The sequence below is a fragment of the Paraburkholderia sp. BL18I3N2 genome (genome assembly GCF_003001875.1).
GTDB classification, from domain to species: Bacteria; Pseudomonadota; Gammaproteobacteria; order Burkholderiales; family Burkholderiaceae; genus Paraburkholderia; species Paraburkholderia phytofirmans.
The window spans coordinates 32,487-50,838 of the sequence record NZ_PVNC01000004.1; the positions used below are offsets into that span (position 1 = coordinate 32,487).

Consider the following 18,352-nt stretch of genomic DNA (forward strand, 5'->3'; position numbering starts at 1 on the left):
GGCTCATCGCCTCAGGCAGGCGGAGTGCCGATGCTGAGGGCGATCTATCACGCGCTCTGGTGGATCATCGCGCCGCTGGCCGTTTTGCGCCTGTTGATCCGCTCGCGCAAGGAACGCGGCTATCGCGAGCATATCGGCGAGCGCTTCGGTTATTCGCGCGGCCGGTTGCCCGAAGACGATGCGCCCCTGATCTGGGTGCACGCGGTGTCGGTGGGCGAGACGCGCGCCGCGCAACCGCTGATCGATGCACTGATGAAGGCGCGTCCCGACGCGCGCATTCTGTTGACGCACATGACGCCGAGCGGTCGCGCCACCGGCGAGCAGATTTTCGGCGACCGGGTCTTGCGCAGTTATCTGCCGTACGACATGCCGCACGCCGTGCAGCGGTTTTTGCGGGCATGGCGGCCGTCGCTTGGTCTGCTGATGGAAACCGAAGTGTGGCCGACGCTGATCGACGAGTGCCGTCGCGCGGACGTGCCGCTGGTGCTGACCAATGCGCGGATGTCGGCGCGCTCGTATAAGCGCGCGGCGAAGTTCGGCAGCGCGACCAAGGACGTGTTCGGCGGCTTTGCGCGCGTGCTGGCGCAGAGTCCGTCTGATGCCGAGCGGCTGACCGCGCTCGGCGCACGCAACGTAGCCGTGCTCGGCAATCTGAAATTCGACATGAGCACGCCGCCGGAATTGGTAGCGCGCGGGCATGCGTGGCGCGCGGCAATCGGCGCGCGTCCGGCGTGGGTCGCGGCGAGCACGCGCGAGGGCGAAGAGGAACTGGTGCTGCAGGCGTTCGCGGCGCTCGGCGTCGACAACGCGTTGCTGATTCTGGTGCCGCGTCATCCGCAACGGTTCAATGAAGTGGCGGGGCTGGTCGAGAAGGCCGGGCTGCGGCTCGCGCGACGGTCGGTGTGGGCGCCGGATGCCAAGGTGGCGTCGGCGGCGGCCGCTGGCGGTGGTGTGCCGGCGTTGCCTTCAGGCGTGAACGTGCTGTTGGGCGATTCGATGGGCGAGTTGGGCGCTTACTATGCCGCGTCGGATCTGGCGTTCATCGGCGGTAGTTTGTTGCCGTTGGGCGGGCAAAATCTGATCGAGGCGTGCGCGGTCGGTGTGCCCGTGCTGATCGGCCCGCATGTGTTCAACTTCACGCAGGCCACCGCGGATGCCGTTGCGGCGGGCGCCGCGGTGCAGGTTAAGGATCCGGCCGATCTGGGGCGGGCGTTGCGTGAACTGTTTGGCGACAAGGCGCGCAGGCTGGCTATGGGCGGCGCGGCCTCGGCATTCGCCGCGCGCCATCGCGGCGCGACGGCGCGGACCGTGGATGTGTTGATGGCGTTGTTGCCCGACGGGGAGTGAGGGAGGGGCGAAACGCGCAATGCTCGCCCGCCTGCTCAAACCTTCAACAACCCCTTCTCCTCAATAAACCTCACCACCACCTCCAACCCGTCGAGCGCCTTTAGATTGCACATCACGAAGGGCCGTTCGCCGCGCATCTTCTTCGCGTCCGACGCCATCACATCGAGATTCGCGCCGACCATCGGCGCGAGGTCCGTCTTGTTGATCACCAGCAGATCGGACTTCGTAATACCGGGCCCGCCCTTGCGCGGAATCTTCTCGCCGCCCGCCACGTCGATCACGTAGATCGTCAAATCCGACAGTTCCGGACTGAACGTCGCCGCGAGGTTGTCGCCACCCGATTCGATGAACACGATATCCGCATCGGGAAAACGCGTCAGCATGCGGTCGACGGCTTCGAGGTTGATCGAGGCGTCCTCTCGAATCGCCGTGTGCGGACAGCCGCCGGTCTCGACGCCCATGATCCGTTCGGCCGGCAACGCGCCCGCTACCGTCAGCAGACGCTGATCTTCTTTCGTATAGATGTCGTTGGTGATGGCGACGAGGTCGTACTGTTCGCGCATCGCCTTGCAGAGCATTTCGAGCAGCGTGGTCTTGCCCGAGCCGACCGGGCCGCCGACGCCCACGCGCAGCGGCGGCAGTTTTTTCGTGCGGACGGAGGAATGAGCGGGCTGATGAGGTGCGTTCATGATGTTTCGTTTTATGAGCGAAAGAGCCGCGAATACTGCGACTCGTGACGCGCCGAAAGAATGCCGAGTTGCGGCGCGAAGGTGTTGATGTTGTCGGGCGACGTGGCCATGGCGCGCGTGACGGCCGCATCGATCGGCTCGCGCAGGGCGACGATGATGCGTTGACCGGCAAGCTGTCCCAACGGCACGGCCTTCAACGCGGCGGCCGCCTGGTTTTCCACCCAGCTGAAGGCATAGGCGGCGAGGGCGGCGTCGACGGCGGCGTCGTGCGCATAGGCGGCGAAGGCGAACGCCGTGGGTTGAGCGAGCGGCGTCAACGAGGCGAGCGTCGTGCGCCGCTCGGCATCGCCCCATTCGAGCGATACGCACAACTGCCGCAACGACCAGCCCATCTGCTCCGTTTCGCGGCGCAATTCCGCGGATTCGCGGCTCGCCAGGAATTCGCTGTTGGCGTGCGCGAGCGCCGAGGCGTCATGCGTGCGCCAGCGTTCCATCTGATGCGCGAGGAACGGCAACTCGCCGCGCGCGAGCACGTCGGTCAAGCCGCTGGCGATCCAGTCGCGGGCGGAGCCGGCGTCCGTGACCAGTTGCGCCTCGATGGCGGCTTCCAGACCCTGCGAGTAGCTGAATGCGCCGATCGGCAGCGCCGGCGACGCAAGATGCAGCAGCGCCGTCAGTTCAGCGATGCGCATGATGGTGGTGATGCGCGTGGCCGCACGATTCGTCGTGGACGTGATCGCCGTGGTCGTGATCGTGCGCATGCTCATGGCCGTGGTCATGGTCGTGCGAATGCGAATGACCCTGCGCCGCGTGGCTATGCTCACGGTCGTGACCATGCTCATGTCCATGATGCTCGCCGAACACCTGCTGTGCGAGCGCGTAGTCCTCGGCGAAGGTTTCGTCATGACCATGCTTGTGGCCGCCGCCATACGCGCCGGATTCCGGCTGAAACGGCATGGAAACCTGATCGACGGTCGCACCGATGCGCTTGAGCATATCGGCCAGTACCGGATCGAATTCGAGCTTCAGATAATCGGCGCCGACTTCCACTGGCGTGTGGCGATTGCCGAGGTGATAAGCGGCGCGAGTCAAAGTCAATGCGTCTTTCGCGCGAACATAGAGGACCGTTTCCGGCGCGGCGACGACCCGCACGAGACCGCCGTCGTCGGCGACCAATACATCGCCGTCGCGCAGCACAGTGCCGCGCGGCAACAGCAGCGCGACTTCTTCGCCGCTGTCGAGCGTGGCCGCGAGCCGGCTCTTGCGGCGGTCGTCGAACGCCAGTGTCAGCGTCGGCGCGCGCTTGACCAGCACGGGCGCGAGCTTCAGATGCGGCGCGATGAGTTTGTCGATGGTGCGCATGTCTAGAACAGAAAGTAGCGTTGCGCCATCGGCAGCACGGTGGCCGGTTCGCAGGTCAGCAACTGACCGTCGGCAATCACCTGATAGGTTTCCGGATCGACACTGATCGCCGGACGCCACGCGTTGTGGATCATGTCTGCCTTCGAAATGTTGCGGCAGTTCCTGACCGCAACGATACGCTTGTTCAGGCCGTAGCGTTCGCCGACGCCCGCATCGGCGGCCATCTGCGAGACGAAGGTCAGCGACGTGCGTCCCAGGGCGCCGCCGCGCGTCGCGAACATCTCGCGATAATGCACCGGCTGCGGCGTCGGAATCGACGCGTTGGGGTCGCCCATCTGCGCCATGGCGATCATGCCGCCCTTGAGGATCAGCGACGGCTTGATGCCGAAAAACGCCGGCTCCCAGAACACCAGGTCGGCCCACTTGCCCGGCTCGATGGAGCCGACTTCATGCGCGATGCCGTGCGTGATCGCCGGGTTGATCGTGTACTTGGCGACGTAGCGCTTCGCACGAAAGTTGTCGTGGCGCGCGTTGTCTTCAGGCAGTGCGCCGCGTTGCACCTTCATCTTGTGCGCGGTCTGCCAGGTGCGGATGATCACTTCGCCGACGCGGCCCATGGCCTGCGAATCCGACGACAGCATCGACAGCGCGCCGAGGTCGTGCAGGATGTCTTCGGCGGCAATGGTCTCGCGGCGAATGCGCGATTCGGCGAACGCGATGTCTTCCGCGATCGACGGGTCGAGGTGATGGCACACCATCAGCATGTCGAGATGCTCTTCGAGCGTGTTGACGGTGTACGGGCGCGTCGGATTGGTCGAGGAGGGCAGCACGTTCGCTTCGCCGCAGACCTTGATGATGTCCGGTGCGTGGCCGCCGCCCGCGCCTTCCGTGTGATACGTGTGAATCGTGCGGCCCTTGAACGCGGCCACGGTCGCTTCGACGAAACCGGCTTCGTTCAGCGTGTCCGTGTGAATCGCGACCTGCGTGTCGGTATCGTCGGCGACTGAGAGGCAGTTGTCGATCGCGGCCGGCGTCGTGCCCCAGTCCTCATGCAGCTTCAGGCCGATCGCGCCCGCGGCGATCTGCTCCAGTGCCGGCTGCGGCAGGCTCACATTGCCCTTGCCGAGAAAGCCGAGATTCATCGGATAACCGTCGGCCGCTTGCAGCATGCGTTCGAGATGCCACGGCCCCGGCGTGCACGTCGTCGCGTTCGTGCCTGTCGCCGGACCGGTGCCGCCGCCGAGCATCGTGGTCACGCCGCTGGCAAGCGCTTCTTCGATCTGCTGCGGGCTGATGAAGTGAATATGCGTGTCGATGCCGCCCGCCGTCACGATCAGGCCTTCGCCCGCGATCACTTCGGTGGAGGCGCCGATCGCGATCGTCACGTTCGGCTGGATGTCGGGATTGCCCGCTTTGCCGATCGCGGCGATGCGGCCGTCCTTGATGCCGATGTCGGCCTTGACGATGCCCCAGTGATCGAGAATCACGGCGTTCGTCACGACGGTATCGACCACCTCGGCATGTACGCGTTGCGACTGGCCCATGCCGTCGCGAATCACTTTGCCGCCGCCGAATTTCACTTCTTCGCCGTAGGTGGTGAAGTCGCGCTCGACTTCGATCAGCAATTCGGTGTCGGCGAGGCGCACGCGGTCGACGGTGGTGGGGCCGAACATTTCCGCGTATGCGCGGCGGCCAATGCGTAAGGTCATGGTGTGGGTCCGGAAATGAACAGGGCGATCTGGGTTCGTGCCAAGCGTGGAGGAGGCCTCACAGCTTGCCCATCACCTTGCCGTTGAAGCCGTAGACGACGCGCTCGCCCGCCAGTTCGACCAGCTCGACGGTGCGTTCCTGGCCGGGCTCGAAGCGCACGGCGGTGCCCGCCGCGATGTTCAGCCGGAAGCCGCGCGCGGCTTCGCGGTCGAACGAGAGCGCCTCGTTCACTTCATAGAAGTGATAGTGCGAGCCGATCTGCACGGGACGGTCGCCGGTATTCGACACAACCACCGTGACGGTGGCGCGGCCCGCGTTCAGTTCGTGTTCGCCGTCGTCGATGAGGAGTTCGCCGGGAATCATCTAGCCTGCCTTATGTGATTGCAGTGATCAGGGAATCGGGTGATGAACGGTGACGAGCTTCGTGCCGTCGGGGAACGTGGCTTCGACCTGGATGTCGGGGATCATTTCCGGCACGCCTTCCATGACGTCGTCGCGGGTGAGCAGCGTGGTGCCGTAGTGCATCACTTCGGCGACAGTCTTGCCGTCGCGGGCCGCTTCCATCAGCGCGGCAGTGATGAAGGCGATCGCTTCCGGGTAGTTCAGTTTGAGGCCGCGCGCGCGGCGCCGTTCGGCAAGCAGCGCGGCGGTGAAGATCAGCAGCTTGTCCTTCTCGCGAGGTGTCAGCTTCATCGAATGAGTGCGTAGGGTTGTGACTTTCGTTGCGACGATCCCGGGCGGGACCGGCCGCGACAATGATAGGCGCTGCGCGTCATGGCCGGGATCGCGTGCGCCGCACGGGATGCGTCCATGACGAGTGCAATGCCGGATAAGCCGGTCACGGTATCAAGTTCGGCTAACGGCGCGCTTACAGATCAGCCGGCAGCGGCGCGCTGAACCACTTCTTCGACATCGTGTTGAGCGTGCCGTCCTGCTTCGCCTGCACGATGGCGGCGTTCACTTTCTGCTGCAGGCGCGGCTCGTTCTTGTTCATACCGACGAAGCACGGCGAATTCTTGATGACGAATTTCGGCTCCGGGCGGCGCGGCGGATTCTTCGCGAGGATCGCGGCCGCGACGATGTTGCCCGCCGCGATCAACTGCACCTGGCCCGACAGAAACGCGGCGATAGTCGCGTTGTTGTCCTCGAAGCGCTTGATGGTCGCGTTCGGCGCCATTTGCGTGAGACCGATTTCCTCGAGTGCGCCGCGGGTTGCGCCGACCGTTTTGCCGGTCAGATCGGCCGGGCCGCCGACCTTGATGTCGGCGGGACCGAACACGCCCTGGTAGTACGGCGCGTAGGCGGTCGAGAAGTCGATCACCTTCTCGCGATCCGGCGTCTTGCCGAGCGACGAGATCACCAGGTCGACCTTGCCTGTTTGCAGATACGGAATGCGGTTGGCGCTATTGACCGGCACGAGTTCGAGCTTCACGTTCATCGACTTCGCGAGCAGGGCGGCGGTGTCGATGTCGTAGCCCTGCGGCTTCATGTCCGCGCCGACCGAACCGAACGGCGGATAGTCTTCCGGTACGGCGACTTTGAGGACACCGGCTTTGGCGATGTTATCGAGCGTATCCGCGTGAGCGGCGGGCGCATTGACGGCGAGGACGGGCGAGAGCAACAGTGCGGCGAGCCAGGCGCGACGCGCGGGGCGAAGAGTCGATCGAGTCATGTTCTGTGAGCGGTGGTGGCGACGGGCCGGTCGGCTGCCGTCAGGACGCGGCAGCATCGTGGGCGATGTCGACGCAAGGTGTGTGCCATGGCGGTGCAGCGTGGGCTGGCGGGGCGCAAGCGCTAGCGATGCACTGGGTTGATGCGTCGCCGTGCGCCGGATTGGTGCGCGGTGTGTTTTGCGACGGTGAAAGCCGCGCGAAGCGCGCAAGGCGGAGCGACCGTCTGATCGATGCCGCCTTGGCGGCTGCGATCCAGGCGGCCGCGCCGACAACGAGCCCTGCGACAATCAGGCAGCGCTTTGCCGCTGTCAACGCGAGGCGCTTATTCGCGCCGGTCGGCAGTCAGGCAGTGACCCGCTATCACTATCAATGACTATGGTCGCCGTCCGCCCGATCCGCCGCCGGCAAGCCCGGCGGCGGCCCGCTGTCAGGCAGGCTGAACATCGACATCGAATTCGGGCAACGGAAGGTCGTGAGCACATCGCTGGTCAGCGGGTTGGCGACGCTGCCCGCACCGGTGATATCGAGCACCGCCTTGCGTCCGTCGAAATCGAACTCCACGCGGGCGCGCCCCGGCGTGGCCGTCTGGACAATCTGCCCTTTGCGCAGCAAACGCATGAGTGCCCATGGGCCGTCCGTCGCGAGCGTCGAGGTTTCATTGCGAATGCGTGGACTCGCGGTCATTTCGGCATGCACGCCGCCGCGCGGCCCAGGCCAACTCACCGCGAATGGTGCGACGGGTCCGTGCTGATACAGCATGTTCTGACCGTCGATGTCGATTGCCAGTGTCGTCACAGTCGGATCGAGTTCGGGCACGCGGATTTCGGTTTTCCAAAGAAGTTGCTTGCCCTGGTCGCCGAAGAACACGTCGCGGATTTGCCTCGCATGCCGGAATGGTTCGAGGTCGGGACCCTGTACGGGCTCGGTGGCGCCCGGCAGCGTTCTGTAACGCCACGGCTTCGCCGAGGTATCGACGAACGGTGCGAGGTTCTTCGTGAAGAAGTCGTCGATCACGCCGCCCTGTGCGAATACGCGTGTGAAGTCGTCGACACTCACGTCGCGCGAACTGTCCGGCGCAAAAGGATAGTTGCCCTCGACGGTCATTCGGCAGGTATCGCTGACCACGGCCTGCATCTGCCGCGAAAGCAGTTGGCCGATGCCCTGATTGACTTCGCGCGAGCCCTGCACCGAAAGGCCGAGCAACACCTCGCGAAATGGCGCCGGCATGGTGTTGGCCGCCATTTTCAGTTTCGCCGCGGCATCGCTGGCGGGTGGCATGCTGTTGTTTGCGATCGCGTTATCCGCGACCGTCAGTGTGGTGTAGTAATCGTTGAGCAGGCTCGTCACGCCGTCGAGCCCCGTCTTGCCGGCCTGGGTATTGGCCGGCGCGTCGGCGGCCGAGGTGTCGGCGCTGCCTGTGACCATCTCGCGCAGCGCGGCGAAATGACCGTCCACCAGTTCGCGCTCGACGCGTTCTTCCGCGCGGATGCCCAGTGCCTTATCCGCTTTCTGACTGATCTGGTCGGTCGTTTTCTGCAGCAGAGAAGCATTGGCGGCCGCGATCGACTGGGTGAGCGTCGTTTCATGCACGGATGCGCGAGCAAGCCGCGCCAGCGGCGAATCGGGTGCCGCGAACTGGCGCAGCACCTGCAGATTGAAGGCGAGGCTCGTACCGGCGACCGTGCGGACATCGCCGAGGAAAGCGTCCCACTGCTGAGCGTATTCGGTCAGATAGAGCCTGCGGATGGCTTCTGTCAGCGGATCGTCGGCGCCCGTTACCGTGCTCACGATTTCAGCCGTTTTTTTTTGAGCCTCGCCAAGATACGAACGTCCCATGACCCAGGCGTCGTCGTCGCGCGCTGCCTGGACGAATTCCGGCAGCCGCCTGTCGAACAGGTTCCGGTAGCCGTCGAACGTAAAGAGGCCCGGCATGCCGCGCGAGAGCGGTGCGCCGCTGGCACGCGTGAACACCGTGCCGGCCTGCGGTCCGACCGCGCGAAGCAGCGTGAACTCGTCTGGCGCCTCCTTCTGCATGTCCGCCTTCGCGCGCTCGTAGAGCCGCTGCGTGGCATTGCTGCCGTCGAGAAATGCGCGCGCCTGCTGGATCAAACCGTCGTTGCGGATCAGCGGCGACTGAACGATACGCTCGCCGGAGAATAACTGCTCGACGTGTTCGACCATCGAAGCCCGTCCGCCGAAGATCGACGCGCTGTCATTTTTTGCCCAGTCGTCGAGTACCCAGGCCTTGATGTCGGTCGAGTTGAACCTGGCCTTGTCATACAGCATCAAGTAGACGCGCAACGCGTCGTAGGTTGCTTTGGCATCCTTGTTCGCCATCGACTGAGCAATGACATCTTCGAGGCGGTGAACGATGGACGGCAGCAACAGATTGTCCTCGAGCGCCCGATAGGTGTCGCGGCTCGCCTCGACGACACCCGGCGCGCTATACAGGCCATAGCGAAAGCGGCTGTCAGGGTCCGACAGATCCAGTCCTGTCCAGGCCGGCAGGTAGCGCGCCTCGCCTAACGTGTCCGGCACAGCTTCCGGTTTGGGCTCGCGGTAAAGCTGCGTAACCTTGGCCGCGAGTGCCTGGGTCTTGCGCGCGATCGCATCCAGATAGTCGCTGTTGTTGCCGAAGCTCACGCGCATGCCCATTGCGAGCCAGACGAACAAGACGAGGCCGAGCGTGTGCCCGAGCAGTCGCAACAGCCGGAAGCGGTACTCCCAGCGCAGATTGGGACGCACCAGGTGCGCTTCGGGAAAGACAACCTTCGTGAACAGATCGTGCAAAAAGTAGCTATGGTTCGCGGTGGGCCGAGCCGCGTCCGCCGAGAACAGGCGACTGCGCCCCGCCATCAGACGCTGCACGATCGTGAGGGGTTCAGCAATGACTGTTTGCCCTGCCTGCAATGCACTCGTGAAATAGACGCCTCGCAGCATCGCGTGATTTTGCGTATCGTCGTAACGTGAATCGATGAACAGTTGCCCCAGCAACTCGGCAAGCGGAGCGCAGAGCGCCGCGAACGCTTCCGGCAGTGCCGCGAGGCGCCGGCGCCGGTCGATGTCGTACTCGTCTTCCAGCCGCGTGTTCACGCCGCCGGCGAGACGCGTGACAAGCTGCCTGAGTTCTCCGTTGCACACCGCAGCGAGATTGCTCCGGGCCGATTGGCCGCCGACCGGCAGCGTGAACCCCCACATCTGCGCGCGATGTTCCTCGGTCAGCGATCCGAAATAATCGGCGAACCCGGCCAAGCGGTCCATTTGCGTAATCATCAGGTACACCGGAAAGCGGATGCCGAGCCGGGCGCGCAAATCGGCCAGCCGTTCGCGCAGCATGTCGGCTTCGGTCGCGCGCACCGCGGGGTCGGAGGCCGTCAATATGTCGAGGCTGATTGCGAGCACCGCGCCGTTGATCGGCGCGCGCGGGCGGTGACGGCGAAGCAGGTCGAGAAAGCCATGCCATTCGTCTTCGTCCACACGCCGACGCCAGTCGGCATCGCCCACCGCGGCGTCCGCTCGCTGGGTTGCGGCCGTGTCGCGGCCGGCGTTGTTGTCTTTGCTCTGCGCGCGTTTGTCCGCGAGCGCGGGCAATGACTGGGTCGATGCGCCATGTCGCGTGTAGTAGCCGGCGGTATCGATCAGAACGGCATCGTTCGAGAGCCACCAGTCGATGCTTTTCGTTCCGACGGATGCGCCGGCCGTTCGCGGCGTCGCTCCGCCAATCGGAAACGCCAGCCCGGCGTTCAGCAATGCACTCGTCTTGCCGGAGGAGGTCGAGCCGAGCGCGATAAACCAGGGCAACTCGTACAGATAACGCGTGCCCTGGAAAAACCGCCCCACGCCTCGCGCGCCCGTGCGCATGGACTTCAGCCGTGCGAGCGCGGCGTTGATGCGAGCCTCGACCTCTTTGAGCCTGCCGGCGGCCGGCGACGCTTCCTTCTTGCCGCCGAACGTCAGCGCCTTTTTAAGGAACGCTTCGTCGCTGCGCATTTTCTGCCAGAGCCAGTACAGACCGAACCCGGCAAAAAGCGCCAGCACGATGCCAATAGCGATCACGCGCGCCGCGACGGAGGTCAACGGCGCTGCACGCCCGAAGCTCAACAGCGGTCCTGCGTACCAGACCAGCAGGCACAGCAACGCACCGAACATCACGCCGGTCGACCAGCCCTTGAGCCAAAGCAGCGCCCCCACGAGCAGCAGCGTGATCACGAGAACGCGCATGCCGACGCTAACAAGGGGCCTGAGGTCGCCGAACGCGACGAACGGTCCCAGAAACCAGATCACCAGTCCGAGGACCAACAGCGCGAGGAACGCGAAGAACCAGCGCGATACCAGAAACGACAACTTCTTCATCCTTGAGTCCCGATGGGCATGATATTGATCAGGGGGTGACCGTGATTTCCACGCGGCGGTTCTGCGCGCGGCCTTGCGCCGTTGCGTTGTCGCCAATGGGATTCGCCTCGCCGCCGCCGATCGCCTCGAGGCGCGCCGCAGCCACGCCCGATGCTTGCAGCATCTGCATGACCTGGGTTGCGCGCTCTTCCGAGAGCGCATCGTTCGATGCGAACTGGCGGCTTCTGATCGGCAGGTTGTCGGTGTGGCCGGTGACAACGACCTTGCCGGGCACCTTGCCGATTTCGCTCGCGATCTTCGCGATCAGCGGCCCCATCGACGCGTTGACGTTGGCGCCGCCCGGCGGGAACATTGCGTCGCCGCGAAACGTCACGGAGCTATGACGGGCGTCTTCGTCGACGCCGACCGTGCCGGCCGCAATCTCGTTCTTCAGCAGTTCCTTGAGGTGGGGCAGGCGTGGGGCCGGCGGCGTCAGATGGCCGATATCGGTGATCTGCTTCTCGACGTTCGCGCCATGGTCGAGCAGATGGTATTTGAACCAGCCGAACAGGCCGAGCAGGATCAGCCCGAGAACGGCAAACGTGATCCAGACCGGAAAGTCGTAGACGGACAGGCGCCGTCCGCGGGTGTCGGATTGCACTCGCGGCGACAGTGCGATCGGCACGACACCGCGCTGCGTCTGGATCTCGTTGTAGAGCCGTTGACGCACGGCGTCATGCTTGCGGGCGCCGTCGGCTTCATGGCGGTAGCGGCCCATGAAGCCGAGGCTCAGAATCCGATAGATCACTTCGAGCAGGTCGAGATGCTCGCGCGGCTCGTTCATCAGCCGTCCGATCAGCAGATAAACCTTGTCGCCGCCTTGGCGGTCCTCGTGGAATTCGGTGGCCAAGCCTTTGCGAAGCCATTCGACGCCGGTTTCGCGTTGACCCCAAACGGTCTTTCCGGCGGCCTCATCGAGCGCCGTGGCCAGACAGTAACGCGCGCCGATCATGTGATCGCGCCTGAGGTTGGCTTGCTCGCACAGTCGCTGGAAGATGCGCACCTCCTGTTTGAGCAGCAGGTGAAGCTGATCGATGGCCGTCAGATCCAGATTGTCCGGCATGTCGGCAAGCGCGCGCAGCAAAGGGCGCGCGGCCTCCAGCAGCGGATTGGTCGCGTCCTCCACGGCTTGCAGGCGGGTGGCCTGCTGTTCGCCGGCGGGGATGCTGGCGAGCAACGTGGCCGGCAGTTCGGGCTTCGCGCCGGACGCCGGATCGCCGGTTTTTTTCTCCATGCCGACAGACGTAGCGCGGTTGTCGGGCGCGAAAGCTGTGCCGAAAGAAGGCAGTCCTCGGTCTGGATTCACTGTGTTCCCCTGATGCGATGATGAACGGGCGCTTCTAAGGAAGCGCTCCTGTTTTCCGGTGAGTCACGGCTTATCAGCGCACGCCCCACAGTTCCAGCCTGAGCGCGGGGAAATCACCCGCCACATGCAGCGCAATGCCGCCGTGCTGCGCGACGGTCTCCCACAGCGGACCCGTACGCGAGAGTTCGTAGTACACATAGCCGGCGTTGAATGGAATCTGCCGCGGCGGCACGGGCAGCGCCTGAAGCGCAATGCCCGGCAGGTGCGAGCGCACCAGATCCGGCAGACGTTCGGACGGTCCCATTTTGGCCTGCATGGCGAATTGCTGGACCAGCGTGTCCGGTGGCATCTGGGCCGACACGGCGAGGACCAGCGAACTGAAACTGCGAATCTCCGCCGGATCGACCACCGCGTTGCGCATGCCGTATCCCGCGTCGGCAAACGGAATGCTTTGCGCGCTGCGTACGAGGACCGCGTTGAGCAGCCAGTGTGTGTCGTCGACCACGGGCTTCAGGCACAGATGCGGCTCGATGTGCTGATACGGCGGATGGCTTTCGAGCGGCCGGCGCGTCTGCGGACGCACGTAGGTCGAGAGTTCTCCAGCCATGCTGAGCAGCAGCGCGTAGAGATCGGCGGGGGAGGTGGTCGGAACCCGGCGCAGGTGTTGCAATAGCGGTTCGTAGCGGTTGAGCGTTTGCAGCAGCAGATAATCCGAGACGTCCGCCACCGTGCCGGCCTGGCCGTCGCTCCCGGTCAGCCGTTTGGCGAGCGCATCCGCGCGCAGGCGCGTGAGGTCGTGGACCTTCGCCAGCCAGCTCGTGAGCAGCGCGTTGGCGCCATAGCCCGACACCGGCGGGACCAGGGTATCGTCGAGTTCGATGCTGCCGTCCGCGCGAAGCGTCTTGACTCGCGTCAAGGGTAGACCGATCCATGCGTCGGTCATCTCTTTCTGCGGTACCAGTCGCAGCCGCAGGTTGGATAGTTGAACGGCTTTCGCACCCTGTCCGATCGAGTTCGTATCGCGCAAGTCCGTGTCGAATACGGCATAGCGGGCGAGCGAATGGGAGGACTCGTCGAAGGTGGTTTCTTCCGCGTTGGGCACGCGAATCGACACGGCAAGATGGATGACCTGGTCCAGATGCTCCGGGCGTACAGTCAGCGGGGCGGGCGGCGGCGTGTTGCCCGGCGAATCGAAGGGCGTGCCGTCGGCGAATACGCCGCTGGCGGACTTCAGGATCACTTTGCCGAGCGCGAGCGCCTCATTGTCGATTGCGTAATGAGAGAAGCCGAAGAAAAAAGGCGAAAGCGGCGCCGCGCGCTTGTGAGCGAAATGTTCCAGGTAGCGTTCCTGCTGCTGGAAAAGCTGAGGGCGCAGGAACAGACCTTCACTCCAGGTGACCTTGTTATACCAACTCATGCGTGTGGTCCATTACTTGTTTTTGTTTTTGTGCGTCGGTGATCCGGATCGCACTGGTATCGAGATTGATCGTCAGCTTCAGTTTCGGCGCGATCCGGTACCACGCAGCCGGTGGCGATGACGGCAGTGTCCAGGTGGCGCGCCACACGGAGTTCGGCAGATCGCGGTAGGCCGCGATGACACCGAGTGTGGTCGTGGCCTGATCGGCGTTGCGCTGGATAGTCCTGTTTTCTCCCGGACGAAGCTGATACTGCTCGCGCACGACGAGGTCGTCGGCGAGCACGGTCTTGTCCTTGTCCTGCAGCGAGAAAAAGTCGGCGGCGGTGAACGCGTCGGCGTTTTTCAATTCGTAAATGCGCACCACGATCGGCGCGGCGCGTTTCTGGTCATCGGGATTGACGCTCGATGAGGTGGTTATCGACAGGTCGAGCCTCACGGGTTCATGAACGGCTTTGGGATCGTTGCTCGCGCATGCAGTGAGTCCGAGCACGCAGATAAGTGCGACGACGTGAGTGGACGGGCGCATCGGCAGTGAACAGGGGAAGTGGGGCGTTATAAGGTCCGGCGCGCACGCCGGACCTCGCAAGACAGGAGCGCTTAAGCTTCCCTGTTGAGCTTGATGTCGTAGCCTGCCGTCACGGCGCCACCACTGCCGCCCTGGGCGTTCTGCACGACGTATTCCTGCTTGACCTTCGCGAACGACAGGCGCACATGTTCACGGATGCCGTTGTCAGCGTTGCTACCCGACGGATGAACCTGCGTAACGATGACGTCGTTCATCGTGATCTTCAGGTATTCGAGCGGATTGCCGCCGGCCTTGCGCACGGTCAGCACGGCCTGATCGATGTGCTTGCCGGTCAGGCAATACTTCATCAGGTTCGGGCTTGCACGGTCGACCAGGTGTTCGAACGCCAGATCTTCGACAGTTGCCTTACCCGCGCCGCCGCCCGAACCCATGTGCATGTTCGACTGCTGCAGGATTTGCCAACCCCAGCTCGCCACTTCGATTTCATTCTTGTGCGCCGAATCCTGCGATTCGCCGTCGATGCCGTTGATCTTGATAAAAATGTCCTGTGCCATTTAAAAACTCCGTGAGTGAAAAAACAGACTGCTCTTGTTGCGGGACTGCCGCGTCGAATCAGCGATGCTCTTTGCCAGTGAGTGTCGCCGCGTATTGGCGGCGCTTCGGCTACCCACAGTTCTTTTTACGCAGACGAGGCGCGTACCGCGTGCGGACGTACGCGTGCACGCGCGCACTGCGATGGCTGTGGCGTTGGCTGCGGTGCGACGGGCGCATTACTTCATTTCGTTTTCCGTTCGGTCTGCACGACGGCGTGGGTCAGCGCCTTGCAAAACGTTTCCATGCCAGACGGACAGGATGACGTGGAAAGCCCTTTGATCTTGTCGAGGTCGGCCTGATCCAGCGTGCTGTCGATATGACGCAGCACGAAGCCTTTGAGCGATGGATTGCGCTTGATCAATTGACCGAGTTGCGGCAATGTATTCCACCGATCCACCAGTAGTCGCGCAATCGCCTCCGAGTACCCCTCGGCGATGTCACCGTCGTCACACTGTCCGTATTTCGTGAACGCGACGCTCGCCGCGTTCCAGGTGGTGATCTTGTCGACCATCGCATCGGCACCCACCGCGTCATGCTCTGAGCAAGCCTTACCGTAGGCCAATGACATAGACAGGAAACCGAGCACCGCAACGAGACATGCGATCGGCCTAAACACAGCGCCACGAACTGAAAGCCTAACCATGGCTGCGCTCATGAAGGCTGGCGTGACGGTTGCGCCGGGACGCAGCGTGCGCGCCCATGCTGTCGTTGCCGACAACTTCGACGGTGGACAGCGCGTCCGTTCTCATCAGATTGCCGATGGCGTTCATGCGTCGTCCGTCGTTCTGATGCAACCCATGGTCGGATGTTGCGGACCCGCCAAATGAGTCGCGTTGGCTCGTCCCGAATGGACGCCGATGCCAGGATGACCGGGCACGTTGAAGCGAACAATGCCATGTAGCCCATAGGGGCCATTCGCGGACGCAGCGTGAGGGTGAGGTATCACCCGATCCTGGACTGTGTAGACGCCGTTCTGAATATGACGAATCGTGGCATGACTGTCGACGTTGTTGTATGCAGCCCAGATGCCGGTCGTGTTGCCGGCAGAATCAACTAGCGCAATCTGGTGTATACGCCCATCAAACCGTAGCGAAGACATCTGAGAGACTCCCTTGTTGTTTATGGCCGATGCATTGGGAATGACCACCGGGACCGCCGGCTGGATCACGCGGCGGCCGGCGGCGTTCTGGCAGCAATCGATCAGGCCGCCTCCTTCACTGAAGGCAGCCGCGCAACGAGACGCAGTGACACCGTGAGGCCTTCGAGCTGGAAGTGCGGGCGCAGGAAGAACTTCGCCTGGTAGTAGCCGGGGTTGCCTTCGACATCCTCGACGACCACCTCGGCCGCCGCCAGTGGGCGGCGCGCTTTGGTTTCCTGCGATGAATTCGCCGGGTCCGCGTCGACGTAGTTCATGATCCATTCGTTGAGCCAGCGCTGCATATCCTCACGCTCACGGAACGTCCCGATCTTGTCGCGCACAATGCACTTCAGGTAGTGCGCGAATCGCGAGCAGGCAAACAGATACGGCAGACGCGCCGACAGGTTGGCGTTGGCAGTCGCATCCGGATCGTGGTATTCGGCGGGCTTCTGCACCGACTGGGCGCCGATGAAGGTCGCGTGGTCGGTGTTTTTACGGTGCACGAGCGGAATGAAACCGTTCTTTGACAGTTCCGCTTCGCGCCGGTCCGAGATTGCAATTTCCGTCGGGCACTTCATGTCGATGCCGCCGTCGTCGGTCGGGAACGTATGGCACGGCAAGCTCTCGACCGTGCCGCCCGATTCGACGCCGCGAATCAGCGAGCACCAGCCATACAGCTTGAACGACCGGTTGATGTTCACGCCCATGGCGTACGCCGCGTTAGCCCACGCATAGTTGCGGTGATCGGGACCGTTGGTGTCTTCCTCGAAGTCGAATTCATCGACCGGGTTCGTCTGCGCGCCGTACGGCAGACGCGACAGGAAGCGCGGCATTGCGAGCCCGATATAGCGCGCATCTTCCGTATTGCGCAGGGAATTCCACGGCGCGTACTCGAGATTTTGCGCGAAGATTTTCGTCAGATCGCGCGGGTTGGCGAGTTCCTGCCACGATTCCATCTGCAGCACCGAGGGCGACGCACCCGAGATGAACGGCGTATGCGCGGCTGCGGAGATTTTTGCAATCGAGCCGAGCAGGTCGACGTCGGGCGGTGTGTGATCGAAGTAATAGTCAGCAACGAGGCAGCCGTACGGTTCGCCGCCGAGCTGGCCATATTCTTCTTCGTAAATCTGCTTGAAAAGCGGACTCTGATCCCATGCGAGACCCTTGTATCGCTTCATCGTGCGACGCAGTTCTTCTTTCGAAACGTCCATGAAGCGGATCTTCAGCCGGTCGTCCGTTTCGGTGTTCGACACCAGATGATGCAGACCGCGCCACGCCGATTCCAGTTTCTGGAAATCGTTGTGGTGGAGAATCAGATTGATCTGCTCCGACAGCTTGTGATCGATTTGCGCGATGATCGCTTCGATGCTCTTGTACGCGTCGTCGCTAATGATGATCGACTGCTGCAGCGCCTGCTCGGCGAGCGTTTGAACCGCATATTCGACGGCGTTGCGAGCCGCGGCGGTCTTGGAGCGAAATTCCTGCGCGAGCAATTGCGAAAAGTCGGTTTGTGAATGCGCGGCAGTTGCGGTTGCCGTCGTCTTTACCTGCTGTGTTGTCATGGTGTGTCTCTGTGGTTCTTGAGTCGTTCTTGCCGGTGTGCCCTCGCCGGCAGCGGCCGTCAGTTCGGAGCCTTGTCGGTATGGCTGTGTTCTGTCTCGTCGATAACCTTTGGCTTTGGCACGGCGGCGAGCGCCTTCAGCAAGGCCGGATCAGCCAGCAGCTTGTTGACGAGTGCTTCCGCGCCGGATTTGCCGTCCATATAGGTTTGCAGATTGGCCAGTTGCGTACGCGCGTCGAGCAGGCGATGCAAAGGCTCGACCTTGCTGGCGACGGCGGCCGGCGAGAAGTCCTCCATGCTTTCGAATGTCATGTCGACCATCAGCTGGCCCTCGCCCGTGAGCGTATTCGGCACCGCAAATACGACGCGTGGCTTGAGCGCTTTCATGCGCTCGTCGAAGTTGTCGATATCGATGTCGAGGAAGCGGCGATCGGCAACAGCCGGCAGCGGTTCGACCGGCTTGCCGGACAGATCGGCGAGCACGCCCATCACGAATGGCAGTTCCACCTTTTTCTCGGAACCGTAGATCTCGACGTCGTACTCGATCTGGACGCGCGGCGCGCGGTTGCGCGCGATGAACTTCTGCGAACTGTTTGAAACGGACATGCATGACTCCGTAAGCGTGGGAAATGGCCGG

17 protein-coding genes are annotated in these 18,352 nt (G+C 63.3%); 1 reads left to right on the plus strand and 16 read right to left on the minus strand.

The window, feature by feature from the left end; genetic code table 11:
• The first annotated feature begins 30 nt into the window (after window positions 1-30).
• On the plus strand, window positions 31-1,347 hold the full coding sequence (waaA, locus tag B0G75_RS13305) for a lipid IV(A) 3-deoxy-D-manno-octulosonic acid transferase (RefSeq protein WP_106305786.1): 1,317 nt from the start codon (window positions 31-33) through the stop codon (window positions 1,345-1,347).
• Window positions 1,348-1,382: 35 nt separating this feature from the next.
• Here waaA and ureG read toward each other — a convergent pair whose 3' ends face one another.
• The 16 genes from ureG to tssB all read right to left on the minus strand — a co-directional run bounded on the left by ureG (window position 1,383) and on the right by tssB (window position 18,321).
• A complete protein-coding gene (ureG, locus tag B0G75_RS13310) occupies window positions 1,383-2,036 on the minus strand; it encodes an urease accessory protein UreG (RefSeq protein WP_012431976.1) in 654 nt (217 codons plus the stop codon).
• 11 nt (window positions 2,037-2,047) lie between these two features.
• Entirely contained in the window at window positions 2,048-2,728 is a 681-nt protein-coding gene (locus tag B0G75_RS13315) for an urease accessory protein UreF (RefSeq protein WP_106306851.1), read from the minus strand.
• Window positions 2,715-3,398 carry an urease accessory protein UreE gene (ureE, locus tag B0G75_RS13320; RefSeq protein ID WP_106305789.1) on the minus strand — a complete coding sequence of 228 codons (684 nt, stop codon included), beginning with the start codon at window positions 3,396-3,398 and terminating at the stop codon, window positions 2,715-2,717. Before ureE ends, B0G75_RS13315 begins: the two co-directional genes overlap by 14 nt.
• Before the next feature lie 2 nt (window positions 3,399-3,400).
• Window positions 3,401-5,107, minus strand: coding sequence for an urease subunit alpha (ureC, locus tag B0G75_RS13325; RefSeq protein WP_106305792.1), 1,707 nt, complete (start codon window positions 5,105-5,107; stop codon window positions 3,401-3,403).
• Between the two features lie 58 nt (window positions 5,108-5,165).
• Window positions 5,166-5,471 (minus strand): urease subunit beta, encoded by a 306-nt coding sequence (locus tag B0G75_RS13330; protein ID WP_106305795.1) that lies wholly within the window; start codon window positions 5,469-5,471, stop codon window positions 5,166-5,168.
• Between the two features lie 27 nt (window positions 5,472-5,498).
• Window positions 5,499-5,801, minus strand: a complete 303-nt coding sequence (gene ureA / locus B0G75_RS13335) for an urease subunit gamma (protein WP_011487082.1) — start codon at window positions 5,799-5,801, stop codon at window positions 5,499-5,501.
• A 175-nt stretch (window positions 5,802-5,976) separates the two neighbouring features.
• Window positions 5,977-6,780, minus strand: a complete 804-nt coding sequence (locus tag B0G75_RS13340) for a transporter substrate-binding domain-containing protein (RefSeq protein ID WP_106305798.1) — start codon at window positions 6,778-6,780, stop codon at window positions 5,977-5,979.
• 367 nt (window positions 6,781-7,147) lie between these two features.
• Window positions 7,148-11,134 carry a type VI secretion system membrane subunit TssM gene (gene tssM, locus B0G75_RS13350; protein ID WP_106305804.1) on the minus strand — a complete coding sequence of 1,329 codons (3,987 nt, stop codon included), beginning with the start codon at window positions 11,132-11,134 and terminating at the stop codon, window positions 7,148-7,150.
• Window positions 11,135-11,162: 28 nt separating this feature from the next.
• A complete protein-coding gene (gene tssL / locus B0G75_RS13355) occupies window positions 11,163-12,407 on the minus strand; it encodes a type VI secretion system protein TssL, long form (RefSeq protein WP_106305807.1) in 1,245 nt (414 codons plus the stop codon).
• A 145-nt stretch (window positions 12,408-12,552) separates the two neighbouring features.
• Window positions 12,553-13,896 carry a type VI secretion system baseplate subunit TssK gene (tssK, locus tag B0G75_RS13360; RefSeq protein ID WP_106305810.1) on the minus strand — a complete coding sequence of 448 codons (1,344 nt, stop codon included), beginning with the start codon at window positions 13,894-13,896 and terminating at the stop codon, window positions 12,553-12,555.
• The gene (tssJ, locus tag B0G75_RS13365) at window positions 13,883-14,422 is read right to left on the minus strand and encodes a type VI secretion system lipoprotein TssJ (protein ID WP_106305813.1); all 540 of its coding nucleotides are present in this window, start codon (window positions 14,420-14,422) and stop codon (window positions 13,883-13,885) included. The genes tssK and tssJ overlap by 14 nt, the downstream gene beginning before the upstream one ends.
• A gap of 71 nt (window positions 14,423-14,493) precedes the next feature.
• Window positions 14,494-14,976, minus strand: coding sequence for a type VI secretion system tube protein Hcp (locus B0G75_RS13370; RefSeq protein ID WP_106305816.1), 483 nt, complete (start codon window positions 14,974-14,976; stop codon window positions 14,494-14,496).
• A 221-nt stretch (window positions 14,977-15,197) separates the two neighbouring features.
• The gene (locus B0G75_RS13375) at window positions 15,198-15,584 is read right to left on the minus strand and encodes a hypothetical protein (RefSeq protein WP_181309257.1); all 387 of its coding nucleotides are present in this window, start codon (window positions 15,582-15,584) and stop codon (window positions 15,198-15,200) included.
• 67 nt (window positions 15,585-15,651) lie between these two features.
• The gene (locus B0G75_RS41325; protein WP_258194456.1) at window positions 15,652-15,786 is read right to left on the minus strand and encodes a hypothetical protein; all 135 of its coding nucleotides are present in this window, start codon (window positions 15,784-15,786) and stop codon (window positions 15,652-15,654) included.
• Window positions 15,787-16,216: 430 nt separating this feature from the next.
• Window positions 16,217-17,716, minus strand: a complete 1,500-nt coding sequence (gene tssC / locus B0G75_RS13380) for a type VI secretion system contractile sheath large subunit (protein ID WP_106305822.1) — start codon at window positions 17,714-17,716, stop codon at window positions 16,217-16,219.
• A 59-nt stretch (window positions 17,717-17,775) separates the two neighbouring features.
• The gene (gene tssB / locus B0G75_RS13385) at window positions 17,776-18,321 is read right to left on the minus strand and encodes a type VI secretion system contractile sheath small subunit (protein ID WP_106305825.1); all 546 of its coding nucleotides are present in this window, start codon (window positions 18,319-18,321) and stop codon (window positions 17,776-17,778) included.
• Between the last annotated feature and the right edge of the window lie 31 nt (window positions 18,322-18,352).